Source organism: Acidovorax sp., from assembly GCF_022763525.1.
In the GTDB taxonomy this organism is placed as follows: domain Bacteria; phylum Pseudomonadota; class Gammaproteobacteria; order Burkholderiales; family Burkholderiaceae_C; genus Acidovorax.
This window is the reverse complement of sequence record NZ_JALEGG010000135.1, coordinates 1-15028: the sequence shown is the minus strand read 5'-3', so window position 1 is coordinate 15028 and position 15028 is coordinate 1. Positions and strand designations below refer to the sequence as shown.

Annotated in this window: 17 protein-coding genes and 1 pseudogene; 8 read left to right on the top strand and 10 right to left on the bottom strand. The window is 65.0% G+C overall.

All coding sequences use genetic code 11. The annotated features are described in order from the left end of the window. The 3 genes and pseudogenes from MRY84_RS10460 to MRY84_RS10450 all read right to left on the bottom strand — a co-directional run. Positions 1 to 366, bottom strand: a pseudogene (locus MRY84_RS10460) (EAL domain-containing protein); the annotation flags it as partial. 120 nt (positions 367 to 486) lie between these two features. Continuing rightward, positions 487 to 1758, bottom strand: coding sequence for an HDOD domain-containing protein (locus MRY84_RS10455; protein WP_291505669.1), 1272 nt, complete (start codon positions 1756 to 1758; stop codon positions 487 to 489). Positions 1759 to 1859: 101 nt separating this feature from the next. Continuing rightward, on the bottom strand, positions 1860 to 2663 hold the full coding sequence (locus tag MRY84_RS10450; RefSeq protein WP_291505668.1) for a ferritin-like domain-containing protein: 804 nt from the start codon (positions 2661 to 2663) through the stop codon (positions 1860 to 1862). Between the two features lie 122 nt (positions 2664 to 2785). Between MRY84_RS10450 and MRY84_RS10445 the strand changes: the two genes are divergently transcribed. From MRY84_RS10445 to MRY84_RS10435, 3 genes are all read left to right on the top strand, one after another. Continuing rightward, complete coding sequence (locus MRY84_RS10445) at positions 2786 to 3310, top strand: gamma carbonic anhydrase family protein (RefSeq protein WP_291505667.1); 525 nt, start codon at positions 2786 to 2788, stop codon at positions 3308 to 3310. Between the two features lie 30 nt (positions 3311 to 3340). Further along, positions 3341 to 4333, top strand: a complete 993-nt coding sequence (locus MRY84_RS10440; protein ID WP_291505666.1) for an Hsp33 family molecular chaperone HslO — start codon at positions 3341 to 3343, stop codon at positions 4331 to 4333. Positions 4334 to 4500: 167 nt separating this feature from the next. Next, a complete protein-coding gene (locus MRY84_RS10435) occupies positions 4501 to 4989 on the top strand; it encodes a CZB domain-containing protein (protein ID WP_291505665.1) in 489 nt (162 codons plus the stop codon). A 33-nt stretch (positions 4990 to 5022) separates the two neighbouring features. Here the strand turns inward: MRY84_RS10435 and MRY84_RS10430 are convergent, their stop codons facing one another. The 6 genes from MRY84_RS10430 to MRY84_RS10405 form a co-directional block, all read right to left on the bottom strand. Continuing rightward, positions 5023 to 5556, bottom strand: a complete 534-nt coding sequence (locus MRY84_RS10430; RefSeq protein WP_291505664.1) for a hypothetical protein — start codon at positions 5554 to 5556, stop codon at positions 5023 to 5025. A 42-nt stretch (positions 5557 to 5598) separates the two neighbouring features. After that, positions 5599 to 5877 carry a septum formation initiator family protein gene (locus MRY84_RS10425; protein ID WP_291505663.1) on the bottom strand — a complete coding sequence of 93 codons (279 nt, stop codon included), beginning with the start codon at positions 5875 to 5877 and terminating at the stop codon, positions 5599 to 5601. Between the two features lie 193 nt (positions 5878 to 6070). Continuing rightward, positions 6071 to 7357 carry a phosphopyruvate hydratase gene (gene eno / locus MRY84_RS10420; protein WP_291505662.1) on the bottom strand — a complete coding sequence of 429 codons (1287 nt, stop codon included), beginning with the start codon at positions 7355 to 7357 and terminating at the stop codon, positions 6071 to 6073. Between the two features lie 107 nt (positions 7358 to 7464). Continuing rightward, a complete protein-coding gene (locus MRY84_RS10415; protein WP_056640013.1) occupies positions 7465 to 7755 on the bottom strand; it encodes a DUF1330 domain-containing protein in 291 nt (96 codons plus the stop codon). A gap of 7 nt (positions 7756 to 7762) precedes the next feature. Next, a complete protein-coding gene (kdsA, locus tag MRY84_RS10410) occupies positions 7763 to 8620 on the bottom strand; it encodes a 3-deoxy-8-phosphooctulonate synthase (protein WP_291505661.1) in 858 nt (285 codons plus the stop codon). 15 nt (positions 8621 to 8635) lie between these two features. Further along, positions 8636 to 10294: a CTP synthase gene (locus tag MRY84_RS10405; RefSeq protein WP_291505660.1), complete on the bottom strand. Its 1659-nt coding sequence runs from the start codon at positions 10292 to 10294 to the stop codon at positions 8636 to 8638. A gap of 90 nt (positions 10295 to 10384) precedes the next feature. Here MRY84_RS10405 and coaBC point away from each other — a divergent pair, with 90 nt between their 5' ends. From coaBC to MRY84_RS10385, 4 genes are all read left to right on the top strand, one after another. Continuing rightward, a complete protein-coding gene (coaBC, locus tag MRY84_RS10400; protein WP_291505659.1) occupies positions 10385 to 11599 on the top strand; it encodes a bifunctional phosphopantothenoylcysteine decarboxylase/phosphopantothenate--cysteine ligase CoaBC in 1215 nt (404 codons plus the stop codon). A 30-nt stretch (positions 11600 to 11629) separates the two neighbouring features. After that, positions 11630 to 12112, top strand: a complete 483-nt coding sequence (locus MRY84_RS10395; RefSeq protein WP_291505658.1) for a hypothetical protein — start codon at positions 11630 to 11632, stop codon at positions 12110 to 12112. Further along, positions 12109 to 12555, top strand: a complete 447-nt coding sequence (gene dut, locus MRY84_RS10390; protein WP_291505657.1) for a dUTP diphosphatase — start codon at positions 12109 to 12111, stop codon at positions 12553 to 12555. Before MRY84_RS10395 ends, dut begins: the two co-directional genes overlap by 4 nt. A gap of 202 nt (positions 12556 to 12757) precedes the next feature. Then, complete coding sequence (locus MRY84_RS10385) at positions 12758 to 13258, top strand: glycine zipper 2TM domain-containing protein (RefSeq protein ID WP_291505656.1); 501 nt, start codon at positions 12758 to 12760, stop codon at positions 13256 to 13258. An 83-nt stretch (positions 13259 to 13341) separates the two neighbouring features. Here the strand turns inward: MRY84_RS10385 and MRY84_RS10380 are convergent, their stop codons facing one another. After that, positions 13342 to 13866, bottom strand: coding sequence for a peptidylprolyl isomerase (locus tag MRY84_RS10380; RefSeq protein ID WP_291505655.1), 525 nt, complete (start codon positions 13864 to 13866; stop codon positions 13342 to 13344). A gap of 52 nt (positions 13867 to 13918) precedes the next feature. Between MRY84_RS10380 and MRY84_RS10375 the strand changes: the two genes are divergently transcribed. Next, positions 13919 to 15028, top strand: a 1110-nt coding sequence (locus MRY84_RS10375) for a cupin domain-containing protein (protein ID WP_291505654.1), incomplete at its 3' end; no start/stop codon positions are given.

The window sequence follows — 15028 nt, the reverse complement described above, 5'->3', positions numbered from 1 at the left end:
GCGGCCTTCGATCTCTTCGGCGGTGGCGCCGTCGGGCAGGGGGGGGATTTCCAGCACCACCTTTTCGGGGTGGATCAATTCCAGATGGCCGCCGGAGAGGCTGTCGTGCGTGCAGTTGATGAACACCGTCTTCTTGCCCACCAGCGCCTCGGTGCCGGCATAAGACAGGGCATTGAACAGCAGCGCAGCGTCGCTGGCCGCCGTGTGGGCGTCGGAAGCGGTGGAGCGGTCAAACAGCTCGTAGCCATAAACCGCGCGGGTTTCATCAACGATGGCTTGGCGCGCGATGATGGCCAGGTTTTCGTCCACGGGGGCAACCGCAGGCGAGGCAACTTCAGGGGCGTCTTGTTCGGGTGTGGTCGGCATGTGTCCGCGATGGTGAAGTGCTGTGTGTTGGGCTCGTGAGCCCTTCTTGATTCTAGACCCGCTCAGCAGTCCCGCTCACAGCGGGGCGGACGATTTGCCTGCCCCTAGGTGCCTGTGGCCTTAGTCGGCGACGTCGATGTGGTCCGCCCAGGCCAGCGCCTGCAGGTGCGCCAGGTTGATTTGCTGGCTCGTCAGGTGCAGCAGGCCGGCAGCGCGGTCAAACGTCGCATCGTCGCTGGACTCGCACGCCTCGGCCAGCGTCAGCAGGTCGCCCAGGAACCCCTCGCGGCGCAGCAGCGCGGCGGCCACAGGCGGCGGTACGTTGAGCAGCCCGATGGCGGACTCCATCGGCATGGACAGCATCACGTCCAGCAGCGAAAAGATGCCCACCACGAACGCCTGATCGGCCTCTTCGGGTGGCAGCGTCTCGAGGGCGAGCAGCTCCATCAGCCGCCCGCGCACCACCGCCGTCTGCCCCACGGAAGACGGCGTTCCGCTGGTGCGCGAAGCCGTGAGCAGCAATGCGGCCCAGCGGAACAGTTTTTTCAGGCCCATGAGCATCACGGCCTGCCGGAAAGACGTGATCTCGCGCGTGAGTCCAAACCCGGCGGAATTGATGAGGCGCATGAGGTTGAACGCCAGCCCCGCATCTTTCTTGAGGGTGTCTTCGATCTCGTCGGTGCTCGCCTGTTTGCGCACCTGGTTGATGAGTTCAATGATGCTGGCCTGGGCGGGGGTGAGCAGCTTGGCTTCGACCAGCGCCGGGCGTGCGAACCAGTAGCCCTGGAACATTTGCACCCCCTGGCTGGAGACCATGTCGTACTGCTGGGCGGTCTCGACCTTTTCCGCGATCAGCTCGGCCTTGGAGTGGCGCCCCGCATAGCTGATCAGCACGGCCAGCTGGTCTGGCGCGAGCACCGACAGGTCGAGCTTGATGTAGTCGGCCAGCGGCAGCCAGGGCGCGTAGGCCGACTGCAGCACCGTGTGGTTGAACGCCAGGTGAAAGCCTCGTTCACGCAGCTCTGCCAGGATGGGCATGCGCGTGGCCACCTCCTCGGCGGCCGTGTGGCCCAGCGGGGGAATCTCCAGCACCACCTTGTCCGGATCCACCAGTTCCAGATGCCCGCCGCTGAGGCTCTCGTGGGTGCAGTTGACGAAGATGAGCTTTTTGCCCACCAGCTCTTCGGTGCCCGCATGCGAGAGCGCCGTGAAGACCAGGATGACATCGGTGGCCGCCGTGTGCGCCGCGCCGCTGCGCGAGCGGTTGAACAGCTCGTAGCCAACCACGACCTGCTGCGCATTGACGATGGCCTGCCGGGCAATCATGGCCACCGAAGACTGGTTGCCAGGGGCCGGTGCGGGGGGTGTCCCGGAGATGGAAAGTGAGGTCATGGTCTGGGTTCGGGTAGTGGCGGGCAGCCAAAGGAGCAACCGTGCGTGGCTGCAGGCGGCGCGATTGTAGGAGCCATGGTATCTCCGTGCCCGGTCGTCGATCAGACTTGCTGCAGCCAGCGCAGTTCTGCATCGGTAAAACCGGCGCGGCGGCGTGCGGATTCGTTGAAGGGAGGCCTCAGGCGCGGGGCCTCGTACTGCCGGGCCAGCGTGCCGTAGTGCGTTTCAGCGTCCAGGCCATCGCGTTCGCAAAGCCAGCGGTACCAGTGGTTGCCGATGGCCACATGGCCCACTTCGTCACGCAGGATGATGTCGAGAATGGCGACCGCGGCCAGCGCATCGGGCGTGCCCACCTGACGCAGCTTGGCCTGGATCTGCGGCGTGGCGTCCAGCCCCCGTGCTTCCATCGTGCGGGGGACCAGTGCCATGCGGGCCAGGACGTCGTGCTCGGTCTTCTCGCACATCGCCCACAGCCCCTGGTGGGCCGGGAAATCGCCGTAGTCGTGACCTTGTGCGCGCAGGTGGTCGCGCAGCAGCCTGAAATGGCGCGCTTCCTCCGCCGCCACCAGCGTCCAGTCGAGGTAGTAGGCGCGCGGCATGCCGTCAAAGCGCCACACGGCGTCCAGGGCCAGGTTGATGGCGTTGAACTCGATGTGCGCGATGGCGTGGATGAGAACGGCGCGCCCCTGGGCCGTGGCGGGCGAGCGGCGGGCCACGTCGGTGTGGCGCAGCAGCACGGGGCGCTCTGGGTGGCCGGGCAGGGCGGGGGCGTCCGGCGGCAGGGCGGGGGGCTTTTGTGCTATTGAAAGCGTAGCTGCCTGCGCGTGCAGGTCCAGCGCCGCGGCCGCTTTTTGTTCAGGGTCGGCAAGGCACAAGACCTGCAATGCACGTTGGCGAAGCTCCATCCTTACAATTCTAGGCCTTGCCACCACGCCCCCTGCACATGTGTTTGTAACGCCGAAAAGGGAGTGGGCGGGCACAGAACACAACGCGGCCGGGCCGGCCCACCCCTCTTGGAGACTCTTGCATGGCGATTTACGAACTCGACGGCGTGGCGCCGCAACTGGCGGCATCGGCCTGGGTGGCCGACAGTGCACAGGTCATGGGCAACGTGGTGCTGGGCGATGACACCAGCGTGTGGTTTGGCGCGGTGATCCGTGGCGACACCGAGAGCATCACCATCGGTGCGGGCTCCAACATCCAGGACGCCAGCGTGCTGCACGCCGACATCGGGCAACCTTTGGTGGTGGGCGAGCGGGTCACGGTGGGCCACCAAGTCATGCTGCATGGCTGCACCATCGGCGACGAGTCGCTCATCGGCATCGGTGCAGTGGTGCTCAACGGCGCGCGGATCGGCAAGAACTGCCTGGTGGGCGCGGGCGCGCTGGTGACGGAGGGCAAGGAGTTTCCCGACGGTTCGATGATCATCGGCAGCCCGGCCAAGGCCGTGCGTTCGCTCACCCCCGAGCAGATCGAGGGCCTGCGCCAGAGCGCCCACCACTACATTGACAACGCGCGCCGCTTTCAAACCGGCCTGCACAAGATCGGCTGAGGCCGACGTTATCTATCTGGAATCCTTTGCGTGTCTGAACTCCACAAGTTTCTTTTTGACGGCCTGCCCGTGCGCGGCATGATCGTGCGCCTGACCGACGCCTGGACCGAGATCCTGCGGCGCCGCGCCAGCAACACCACCACCGGCGCCTACCCCCCGCCCGTGAGCGAGCTGCTGGGGGAAATGGCGGCCGCGGGCGTGTTGATGCAGTCCAACATCAAGTTCAACGGCGCGCTGGTGCTGCAGGTGTTCGGCGATGGGCCGGTGAAGCTGGCCGTGGCCGAAGTGCAGTCGGATTTGAGCCTGCGTGCCACCGCCACCGTCAATGGAGAGGTGCCGGAGGGCGCGCGCTTGAGCCAGATGGTGAACGTGGGCGGCAGCGGCCGCTGCGCCATCACGCTGGACCCCAAGGACCGGCTCCCCGGCCAGCAGCCTTACCAGGGCGTGGTGCCGCTGCATGGTGACCGGCACGAAAAGCTCGAACGCCTGTCGGACGTGCTTCAGCACTACATGCTGCAGTCCGAGCAGCTCGACACCATCCTGGTGCTGGGCGCCAATGAGCAGGTGGCCGCGGGCCTTTTGATCCAGCGCATGCCGATCAAGGGCGAAGGCAACCTGGCCGCGGGGCTCTCGCACCGCGAGAACGAAGACCAGATTGGCCACAACGAGGACTACAACCGCATCGCGCACCTGGCAGCCAGCCTGACGCGCGAGGAACTGCTGAGCCTGGATGTGGACACCATCCTGCGCCGGCTCTTCTGGGAAGAAAAGCTGCTGCGTTTTGCCCCCCAGCTGGGTGCCAGCGGCCCGCGCTTTGCGTGCACCTGCAGCCGCGAGCGTGTGAGCAACATGCTGCGCAACCTGGGGGCTGACGAGGCTGAGAGCATCCTGGCCGAACAGGAGCACATCGAAGTGGGCTGCGAGTTTTGTGGCCAGCAATACCGCTTCGACGCGGTGGATGCTGCGCAAATCTTTGTGCCCGCCACGGCCAGCCAGCCGCCAGGGCCCAGCGGCCTGCAGTAGCCGCAGGCGGGTTCGGTCCGGCCCGGGATGGACCCCGGCGCCTTGCAGTGCTGAACATCGTTGACAATTGCCGCCTCCTGGCGCTCTTAAGCTTCTCGTTTCCCAAGGCCCCGGGGCACTGCGCCTGGCGGGAGCCTTGGAGTCAACGCAGGATTCAAGAGAAGGCCATGGATTTTCTTCTTCGACGCGTGTGGCCGGGCCGTGGCAGACAGGCGCAGGCCGTACCCGAGCCGCCCGGGATGGAGCTGTCCGATAGCACGCGCGACGCCTGGAGTGCCGACAGCACGCTTCTGGCTGCGCTGGACATCGACGCCGCCATCAATGCGCACGAGCGCTGGAAAACCCATCTGCTGGACTATCTGGAAGGCCGCACCCGCCGCGGCCTGGACCCGGCCGAAGTACGCCGGGGCGAGCGCAGCACCCTGGGGCGCTGGTTGCACGGCGTGGGGCGCGATCTGCTGGGCCACCAGCCAGCCTACGGCGTGCTGCTGGCGCGGCACGAGTTCTTCCACGAACAGGCGGCGCAACTGGTGGAATGGGCCCAGCTGGGCGAATGGAACAAGGCGGTGCAGGTGCTCAACGGGGGCTACCGCTACGGCTCCAGCCAAGTGGTGTTGTTGCTCAAGGAGCTCAAGCGCGGCTTGCCGGCGGCCTGAGCCGGTGTCCCGCCAATGCATGGCATCGGGCGCTCAGGCGGGGTCGCGTGCACCTTCTTTGCCGCCCACCAAGGCCGTGAACAGGCGGTGTTCGCATTCGGGGTCGCTGCACTTCTCGCAGTTCCAGGTCCGTAGCCGGGCGGGGCGTTCTACCCGGCGGGAAATGTCCAAGCCAAAAAGGCCTGTAGCGCCCGATTCTTCAGCGCTAGCAGCTATGGTTTTGATAGTGAGCAACGCCTGCAGCGCGTTGGCGAGGCGGGTGTCCGCACTTCCGTACACCACCCGATAGCTCTTGCCGGCAGCCCCCAGGGCGGCTCGCAGCCGGGCGTCCGCTGCTTCAAGGGTGGGGCGGAGTTCGGCCGGGCAGGGCACGTCCAAACCCATCAGCAAGGTCAGTTCGGCCGTACTGGCGGCCTGGAGGGCAAGGCCCACGTCGGCCTCGCGGCCGCCGACAGCTTCCCAGGCCAGCACCGTGATGCCGAAGGAGGCCAGCCGGTCTTGCAGCGCCTTGGCAAGGGCCGTCGCGCCCGTGCCGTGCACGCCGAGCAAGAGAACGGTGGGGGCCATTGCAGACTGCATGGGTTGGTCAGCGGCAAAAAAAAAAGCCGCTCAACGCGGCGTGAACTGAACGTAGACCTCGTTGGGCTTGACCATGCCAAGCTCGCTGCGTGCTTTTTCTTCCACCATGTCGAGCCCTTCCTTGAGATCCTGCACCTCGGAGGTGAGGCGTTCATTGACTAGCCGGGCCTGGTCGTTGGCCGCTTTCTGCACCTCGATCTGGCGTTGCATCTCGTTGACGCGCGGCACGCTGCCGCGTCCCAGCCAGAGCTGGGCGTGCAGGGCAGCCAGCAAGGCCAGCAGGATGACGGGCACGATGCGTGAACCCATGCTCAGGCGGTGGGGCTATGGGGCGCGGCCGGGCCGCCAGGGCGGTACAGCCCACTATTTGCGCGAAGGGGCGCAACGGACACCCTGGGCGCGCTCCAGATCAGCGCACCCGTGGAACCGGCTTGGCCGGGCCACTGGATGCGCCCCCCTCCCGCAGGAAAGGGGGAAGACGCGAAGCGGCTCAGGGGGAGCTTCATTTCAGGTTGTAGAACGCAGCACGGCCGGGGTACTCGGCGATTTCGCCCAGATCTTCCTCGATGCGCAGCAGCTGGTTGTACTTGGCGATGCGGTCCGAGCGCGACAGCGAGCCGGTCTTGATCTGGCCGGCGTTGGTGCCCACCGAGATGTCGGCAATGGTGCTGTCTTCTGTCTCGCCCGAGCGGTGCGAGATCACGGCGGTGTAGCCGGCGCGCTTGGCCATCTCAATGGCGGCAAACGTTTCGGTCAGCGTGCCGATCTGGTTGATCTTGATGAGGATCGAGTTGGCGATGCGCTTGTCGATGCCTTCCTTCAGGATCTTGGTGTTGGTCACGAACAGGTCGTCGCCCACCAGCTGCACCTTGCCGCCCAAACGCTCGGTGAGGATCTTCCAGCCGTCCCAGTCGCCCTCGTGCATGCCGTCTTCGATGCTGATGATCGGGTATTTGTCCACCCACGTGGCCAGCATGTCGGTCCATTGCTGGGCGGTGAGCTTGATGCCCCCTTCGCCTTCAAGCACGTACATGCCGTCCTTGTAGAACTCGCTGGCGGCGCAGTCCAGGCCCAGTGCGATCTGTTCGCCTGCGGTGTAGCCTGCAGCGTCGATGGCCTGCAGGATCAGCTGAATGGCTGCTTCGTGGTTCTCGACGCTGGGGGCAAAGCCGCCCTCGTCGCCCACGGCAGTGCTCATGCCTTTGTCGTGGATGATCTTCTTGAGGGCATGGAACACCTCGGCGCCCCAGCGCACGGCTTCGCGGAAAGATGGCGCGCCCACGGGGATGATCATGAACTCCTGCAGGTCCAGGCTGTTGTTGGCGTGCGCGCCGCCGTTGATCACGTTCATCATGGGCACGGGCAGCTGCACGCTGCCCATGCCGCCCAGGTAGCGGTACAGGGGCAGGCCGGACTCTTCGGCGGCGGCGCGGGCCACGGCCATGGAGACGGCCAGCATGGCATTGGCGCCCAGGCGGCTCTTGTTCTCGGTGCCGTCCAGGTCGATCAGCGTCTTGTCCAGGAAGGCCTGCTCGGAGGCGTCGAGGCCCAGCACGGCCTCGGAGATTTCGGTGTTGATATGTTCCACGGCCTTGAGCACGCCCTTGCCCAGGTAGCGGCCCTTGTCGCCGTCACGCATTTCAATGGCTTCGCGGCTGCCGGTGGACGCGCCCGAGGGCACGGCGGCACGGCCCATCACGCCCGATTCGAGCAGCACGTCGCATTCGACGGTGGGGTTGCCGCGGCTGTCCAGCACTTCGCGGCCGACGATGTCTACGATGGCACTCATGGTTTTCCTTTGACAGAGTTTTAAATCAAATCGGGCTCCAGCGCTTATTCGGAAAGCGCTGCCAGCTATCAATTAGTGAGCAATCGCGGTGATCAAGCCCAGTGCGGTCACACGCCTTCCACACACACCATGCGCATGATGGCCGCACCTTCGCGGGCCGCCTTGGCTTTCTGGTATTCGGGCGTGTCGTAGAACGCGCGGGCGGCCTCGAAGCTCGGGAACTTGAGCAGCACGGTGCGGCCGGGATTCCAGTCGCCTTCCAGCACCTCCACCTTGCCGCCACGGATGCACACCTCGGCGCCGTGGGCCTGCATGGCCAGGGTGCTCCACTTCTTGTACTCCTCGTACTGCTCGGGGTTGGTGACGGTGACGGATGCGATGACGTAACCACTGCTCATGATGTCTTCAGGCTCCAAAGTTGTTTTCGAGGAATCCGTTTTTCTTGGTGATGTCGTCGAGCGCCACCAAGGTTTCCAGCAGGGCCTTCATGTGCTTGAGCGGCACGGCGTTGGGGCCGTCCGACCAGGCCTCGGCAGGGCGGGGGTGGGTTTCCATGAACAGGCCCGCCACGCCCACGGCCACACCGGCACGCGCCAGCACGGGCACCATCTCGCGCGCACCGCCGCTCACGGCGCCCAGGCCCCCGGGCTTCTGCACCGAGTGGGTCACGTCGAACACCACGGGTGCGCCGGAGTTGCGCATCTCGGCCAGGCTGGTCATGTCGGCCACGAGGTTGTTGTAGCCAAAGCTCACACCGCGCTCGCAGGCCAGAAACCGGTCTTGCGACAGGCCGACTTCGGCCGCTGCCGACCGGGCCTTGTCGATCACGTTTTTCATGTCCCAGGGCGCAAGGAACTGGCCCTTCTTGATGTTCACCGGCTTGCCGCTTTGCGCCACGGCGCGGATGAAATCCGTCTGGCGGCACAGGAAGGCGGGCGTCTGCAGCACATCCACCACGCTGGCCACCTCGGCCACATGCGAGGTGTCGTGCACGTCGGTCAGGATGGGTAGTTGCAGCTGGCGGCGCACTTCATCGAGGATCTTCAGGCCGGCATCCAGCCCCACGCCGCGCTTGCTGGTGCCAGACGATCGGTTGGCCTTGTCAAAGGAGCCCTTGTAGATCAGCGGAATGCCCAGTGGGGCACAGGCTTCCTTGAGCTGGCCAGCGACGTCGAGCGACATTTCCAGGCCTTCAATGGAGCAGGTGCCCGCGATCAGAAAAAAGCGCTGGTCCAGGCCGACGTTGAATCCGCACAGCTGCATGGGGGCTCCTTCCGGTCAGGCTTTCGCCGCTTGCTTCTGGTGTTCCACCGCCGCCTTGATGAAGGCGTTGAACAGCGGGTGGCCGTTCCAGGGCGTGGACTTGAACTCGGGGTGGAACTGCACGCCGATGAACCAGGGGTGGACGTTTTGCGGCAGCTCCACGATCTCGGTGAGCTGCTCGCGCTGCGTGAGCGCCGAGATCACGAGGCCCGCCTTGCGCAGCTGGTCCAGGTAGTTCACGTTGGCTTCGTAGCGGTGGCGGTGGCGCTCGGTCACCACGTCGCCGTAGATGGTGTGGGCCAGCGTGCCAGCCGATACGTCGGAACTCTGCGCGCCCAGGCGCATGGTGCCGCCCAGGTCGGAGTTCTCGTCGCGGGTCTTGATGGTGCCGTCGGCGTCCTTCCACTCGGTGATCAGCGCGATCACGGGGTGGGGCGTGGTGGGGTCGAACTCGGTGCTGTTCGCGTTGGCGAGGCCTGCCACATGGCGGGCGTACTCGATGGTGGCCACCTGCATGCCCAGGCAGATGCCCAGGTAGGGCACCTTGCGTTCGCGGGCGAACTGGGCCGTGGCGATCTTGCCCTCCACGCCGCGCACGCCGAAGCCGCCGGGCACCAGGATGGCGTCGTACTTGGCGAGCTTGGCAGCCGCATCCGTGCTGTCAATCGTTTCCGAGTCGACGTGATCGATCTTCACGCGCACATGGTTGCGCATGCCCGCGTGGCGCAAAGCCTCGTTGACCGATTTGTAGCTGTCCGACAGGTCCACGTACTTGCCCACCATGGCGATAGTGACTTCGCCTTGCGGATGCTCGGTCTCGTGCACCAGGTCGTCCCAGCGCTTGAGGCTGGTGGGCGGCGTGTTCAGGCGCAGCTTGTCGCAGATCAGGCCGTCCAGCCCCTGCTCGTGCAGCATGCGGGGCACCTTGTAGATGGTGTCCACGTCCCACATGCTGATCACGCCCCATTCGGGCACGTTGGTGAACAGCGAGATCTTGGCGCGCTCTTCTTCAGGGATGCGGCGGTCTGCGCGGCACAGCAGCGCGTCGGCCTGGATGCCGATCTCGCGCAGCTTTTGCACCGTGTGCTGGGTGGGCTTGGTCTTGAGTTCGCCCGCTGCCGCAATCCAGGGCAGGTAGGTCAGGTGCACGAAGGCCGCGTTGTTCGGGCCCATGCGCAGGCTCATCTGGCGCACGGCTTCGAGGAAGGGCAGCGATTCAATGTCGCCCACCGTGCCGCCGATCTCGACGATGGCCACGTCCACGGCATCGGGTGTGCCGATGCCGGCGCCGCGTTTGATGAATTCCTGGATTTCGTTGGTGACGTGCGGAATGACCTGCACGGTCTTGCCCAGGTAGTCGCCGCGGCGTTCCTTCTCCAGCACGGACTGGTAGATCTTGCCCGTGGTGAAGTTGTTGGTCTTCTTCATGCGCGTTTCGATGAAACGCTCGTAGTGGCCCAGGTCCAGGTCGGTCTCTGCGCCGTCATCGGTCACGAACACCTCGCCGTGCTGAAATGGCGACATGGTGCCCGGGTCTACGTTGATGTAGGGGTCTAGCTTGATGAGGGTGACTTTGAGTCCCCGCGATTCGAGGATCGCGGCAAGGGAGGCTGAGGCGATTCCCTTACCGAGGGAAGACACCACACCGCCGGTGACGAAGACAAATTTGGTCATGTCTTTTTTGGTGGTGGGAAATTGGGATTATAGATGGCGGCCATTTGCGCCCCGGCTTGGGCAGCGCAGCGCGTCTGCTAAATTGCGCCCATGAACGAGCTTGCTGGCAAACACATTGTTTTGGGCCTGAGTGGAGGCGTTGCGTGCTACAAGGCCGCCGAGCTGTGCCGCCAACTGATCAAGGAAGGGGCCACCGTGCAGGTGGTCATGACGCAGGCAGCCGAACAGTTCATCACGCCTGTCACCATGCAGGCGTTGTCGGGGCGAACGGTGTACGGCTCGCAGTGGGACGCGCGCGAGCCCAACAACATGCCCCACATCAACCTCAGCCGCGAGGCGGATGCCATCCTGGTTGCGCCTTGCAGCGCCGACTTCATCGCGCGCCTCGTACAGGGGCGGGCGGATGAGCTGCTGAGCCTTCTGTGTCTCGCTCGACCTCTGCAGCGCGTGCCTTTGCTGCTTGCCCCTGCCATGAACCGCGAAATGTGGGCGCACCCCGCCACCCAGCGCAACCTGGTTCAAGTGGCGCAGGATGGCGCGGTGATCCTCGGGGTGGGTAGCGGCGACCAGGCTTGCGGCGAGACGGGCGATGGGCGCATGCTGGAGCCCGAAGAGCTGGTCGAGGAGCTGGTCGCTTTCTTCGCACCCAAGGTGCTGGCGGGCCGCAAGGTGCTGATCACCGCGGGGCCGACCTTCGAAGCCTTGGATCCGGTGCGTGGGATCACCAATCTTTCCAGCGGGAAAATGGGGTTCGCAATTGCGCGCGCGGCGCGCGAAGCGGGAGCGGATGTCACCGTGGTTGCGGGGCCGGTGCATGTGCCCACGCCCCGCGGTGTGCAACGGGTGAATGTGCAATCGGCCCTGGAGATGCAGGCGGCGGTGGAGCGGCATCTGCAATCCGCTTCCGTCTTTATCGCCACGGCTGCGGTCGCCGACTGGCGGCCCGCCCACGCATCGTCGCAAAAGATCAAAAAGGATGGCTCGGGCGACGCGCCCACGCTGGCCTTTGTAGAGAACCCGGACATCCTGGCTGCGGCAGCCAAGTCGCGTCAAGCCCTTGAGGGCCATCTGTTCTGCGTGGGGTTTGCGGCTGAGAGCCATGACCTGCTTGCCCATGCCACCGCTAAGCGTGTTCGCAAGGGAGTGCCCCTGCTGGTGGGCAACATCGGCCCTGCCACTTTTGGCCAGGACGACAATGCCTTGCTGTTGGTGGATTCTGAGGGCCACCGCGAACTACCCCGTGCTTCCAAGCGTGTCTTGGCGAAGCAGCTGATCGAAGACATCGCAAGCCGCTTGCCCCGTTGAAAACCTGATGCCGATTGTTCGGGAGGCCGTATGAAAACTGGCGCTACCAAGCCGGAATGGGATACACCGCCCGATGGCGACTTTGCGCGCTACGTCGAGCAATTGACTGCCTCCCCGGCTCCATCGGCAAGAGTTGCCCGGCCAGCCCCATCGCTCAGCGCCAAAACTTCCGGGGCCAAACCGGCAGCCGCTGCCAACCGGGCATCGCCCGCGGTGCCGCCAGACCTCGCGCAGGTGGTGCTACCGTGGGTGGGAATGTTGCGTCCGGTACGCGTGGTGCTTCTGGTGTTGATCGCGTTGCACGGTATCGCGCTTTTTGTGTTCGGCTGGGGGGCGCTGTCGGCCCTGGTGCTCATGGGCGCCGCGTGGTGGGGGTTGGGCGCGCTGCTGGCGGCGGCTCCAAAGGTCCTATCATCCGCAGCCGGCGGGGCGGCGCATGGTGTCGAGCCCTTGCAAGAGCGACTGCGGCAGTTGGCCCAGCAGCGCACCACAGGAAAGAAGAAGTCGCAGTGAAGATTGATGTGAAGATTCTGGATCCGCGCATGGCGGACCAATTGCCCACCTACGCCACGCCGGGCAGTGCCGGGTTGGACCTGCGGGCCTGTCTGGATGCGCCGCTGACCTTGCAGCCCAATGCCTGGCATCTGGTGCCGACGGGGATTGCCGTCTACCTCAAAGACCCCGGGTACGCTGCGCTGATACTGCCGCGGTCCGGTCTGGGCCACAAGCATGGCATCGTGCTGGGCAACCTTGTGGGATTGATCGACAGCGACTACCAGGGGCAACTCATGGTGAGCGCATGGAATCGCAGCCCCACTGCGTTCACGCTGGAACCGATGGAGCGTCTTGCGCAGTTGGTGATTGTTCCCGTGGTGCAGGCGCAGTTCAATGTGGTGTCGGAGTTTCCTGCGACAGAGCGGGGCGAGGGCGGCTACGGCTCGACCGGCAAAGGTTGATAGCGCAGTCCGCAGGTAGACGTGTCGGACATGGCTTACGTTTGGTAGGCGCTGTTACCGACCAGACGTCAGCCCCGCTGTCTACGGCCTGAGGCCCTGCGGCGTTGTTTCAATCAAGCCATGCGCATTCAGGCTTTCCAGACCGGATATCTATTCCCTTCGGTCGGCCATGCGCCAGCCTTTTGACTCTAGGAGATTGAACATGCTGCAAATCCGTCGCCCCGCTGCCATCGCTGGCGCTCTCATCCTTGTTGGCTCGCTGGCCGCTTGCGGACACAACCGATCGGCGCCCCAGCCCTATTACTCGGGCGGTGTGTCTGGTGGTGGGTACCAGACTGCGCCTGCCTACCCCAACAGCCCGGCTGGTACCGAATATGGCCGGGTATCCAACATCGAAGTGCTGCAGGGCCGCGCGCAGACCTCCGGCGCAGGTGCTGTGATCGGCGCCGTCGTGGGCGGTGTGCTGGGCAACCAGGTGGGCAAGGGCTCAGGTCGCGCTGCTGCGACAGGTGTGGGCATCCTGGGCGGCGCGGTGGCTGGAAACGCCATCGAGGGCCGCAACAACAGCCAGGAGGTGCAGGGCTACCGCCTGTCGGTCCAGCTCGACCATGGCGGTCACCGCGTCTATGACGTGCCCACCCCGGGCGATCTGAGAATCGGGGATCGCGTGCGGCTCTACAACGGCCAGATCTCTCGCATGTAATGCAGCCAGGGTGGCCCGGCGACACGGCTGGGCCGCAGCTGCATGATGGCCAAACCGGCGGGGTCCCCCCCGCTTCCGCGTCTTCAGTGCAGCAAGTTGTTACCCGGGGCTTGCGGCTGCACGCGGAAAAAGCCCGTACCGGCGCTGCCCCGGCCAATTTCCTCTTCGGTTGCTTCGCGCACGGATTGGACCGTCAGCTGAAGCCGCAGCGCAATGCCGGCGAGGGGATGGTTGCCGTCCAGAACAAGGTGGTCGGGGTAGATCTCCGCCACGGTATAGAGTGCGGTCCGCGGCGCGTCGGGGTTGCAGCCTTCGGGCAGAGCCGTCCCCTCGAAGGTCATTCCTTCTTCTATCTCTGCCGGGAAAAGCGCTCGCGGTTCGAGAAACAGCAACTGATCATCAAAATCGCCGAACGCATCCTCGGGCTCCAGGTGAAGCGCCAGCGTGGCGCCGGGCCCGTGCCCTTGCAGGGCCTCTTCGATGCGCGGCAGCAGGTCGTCGCCGCCTACCAGGAATTCCACGGGCTCATCGAGAACGTCCAGTTCCTCGCCAAGCGTGTCTTTCAAGATCCAGGTCAAAGCGACCACACATTGTTGGGTAATTTCCATAGGAGAATTGTCGCAGTTTGACCAACGGCCCCGCAAAGGGGCGCATCTTTTCATGGATATCCAGCAATCTCTGTCCCTGCTTGGCGGCTTGAGCCCCGCGCAGTTCATGCGCCGCCACTGGCAAAAAAAGCCGCTGCTGGTGCGTCAGGCCATTGCGGGGTTTACGCCGCCCGTGTTGAGGGCGGAGTTGTTTGCGCTGGCAGGGCAGGAGGGCGTGGAGTCCCGGCTGGTGCAGTCAGCCAAGGGTGTATGGAAGTTACGCCATGGCCCGTTCAGCCGCCGCTCACTACCTCCGTTGCAGCAGCCCGACTGGACCCTGCTCGTGCAGGGGGTGGATCTGCACAACGATGCGGTGCACGCGCTCATGCAGCAGTTCCGGTTTGTGCCGGAGGCGCGGCTCGATGACGTGATGATCAGCTACGCCTCGGACCGGGGCGGCGTGGGTCCGCATTTCGACAGCTACGACGTATTTCTGCTGCAGGCGCACGGCAAGCGGCGCTGGCGCATCGGGCGGCAGAAGGAGTTGACGCTGCGTGAGGGTATTCCGCTGAAGGTACTCGCCAAGTTCGAACCCGAGGAAGAGCATGTGCTGGAGCCGGGTGACATGCTCTATCTGCCCCCCGGCTACGCCCATGACGGCATCGCCGAAGGCGAATGCATGACCTATTCGATCGGGTTCAAGGTGCCCTCGCGGGCTGAACTTGCGCAGGAGATGCTGGCGCGTGCGGCCGAAGATGCCGCCGATGAGGACAACAAGCCGCTGCTGTACCGCGATGCGCGCCAGGAAGCCGTCGCTCAACCTGCGGCCATTCCCCCCGCGCTGCAGGACTTCGCGCGCGATGCGCTCCACCGTGCGCTCATGCAACCCTTGGTATTGGAACGCGCGCTGGGTGAATACCTGACTGAGCCCAAATCGAATGTCTGGTTCGAGCCCGGCGAGGCAGGTGGCATGCTGGAGGGGGTGCGCCTGGATCGCCGCAGCCGCATGATGTATGACGCTCATCACGTCTTCATCAATGGCGAAAGTTACCGCGCTGCCGGCCGCGACGCAACGTTGATGCGGCGCCTGGCCGACGAGCGGCAATTGACGGCGCGCGAGCTCGCGCGGGCCAGCGACGAAGCGCTGGAGCTGGTGTCGTCGTGGTGCGATGCGGGCTGGGTT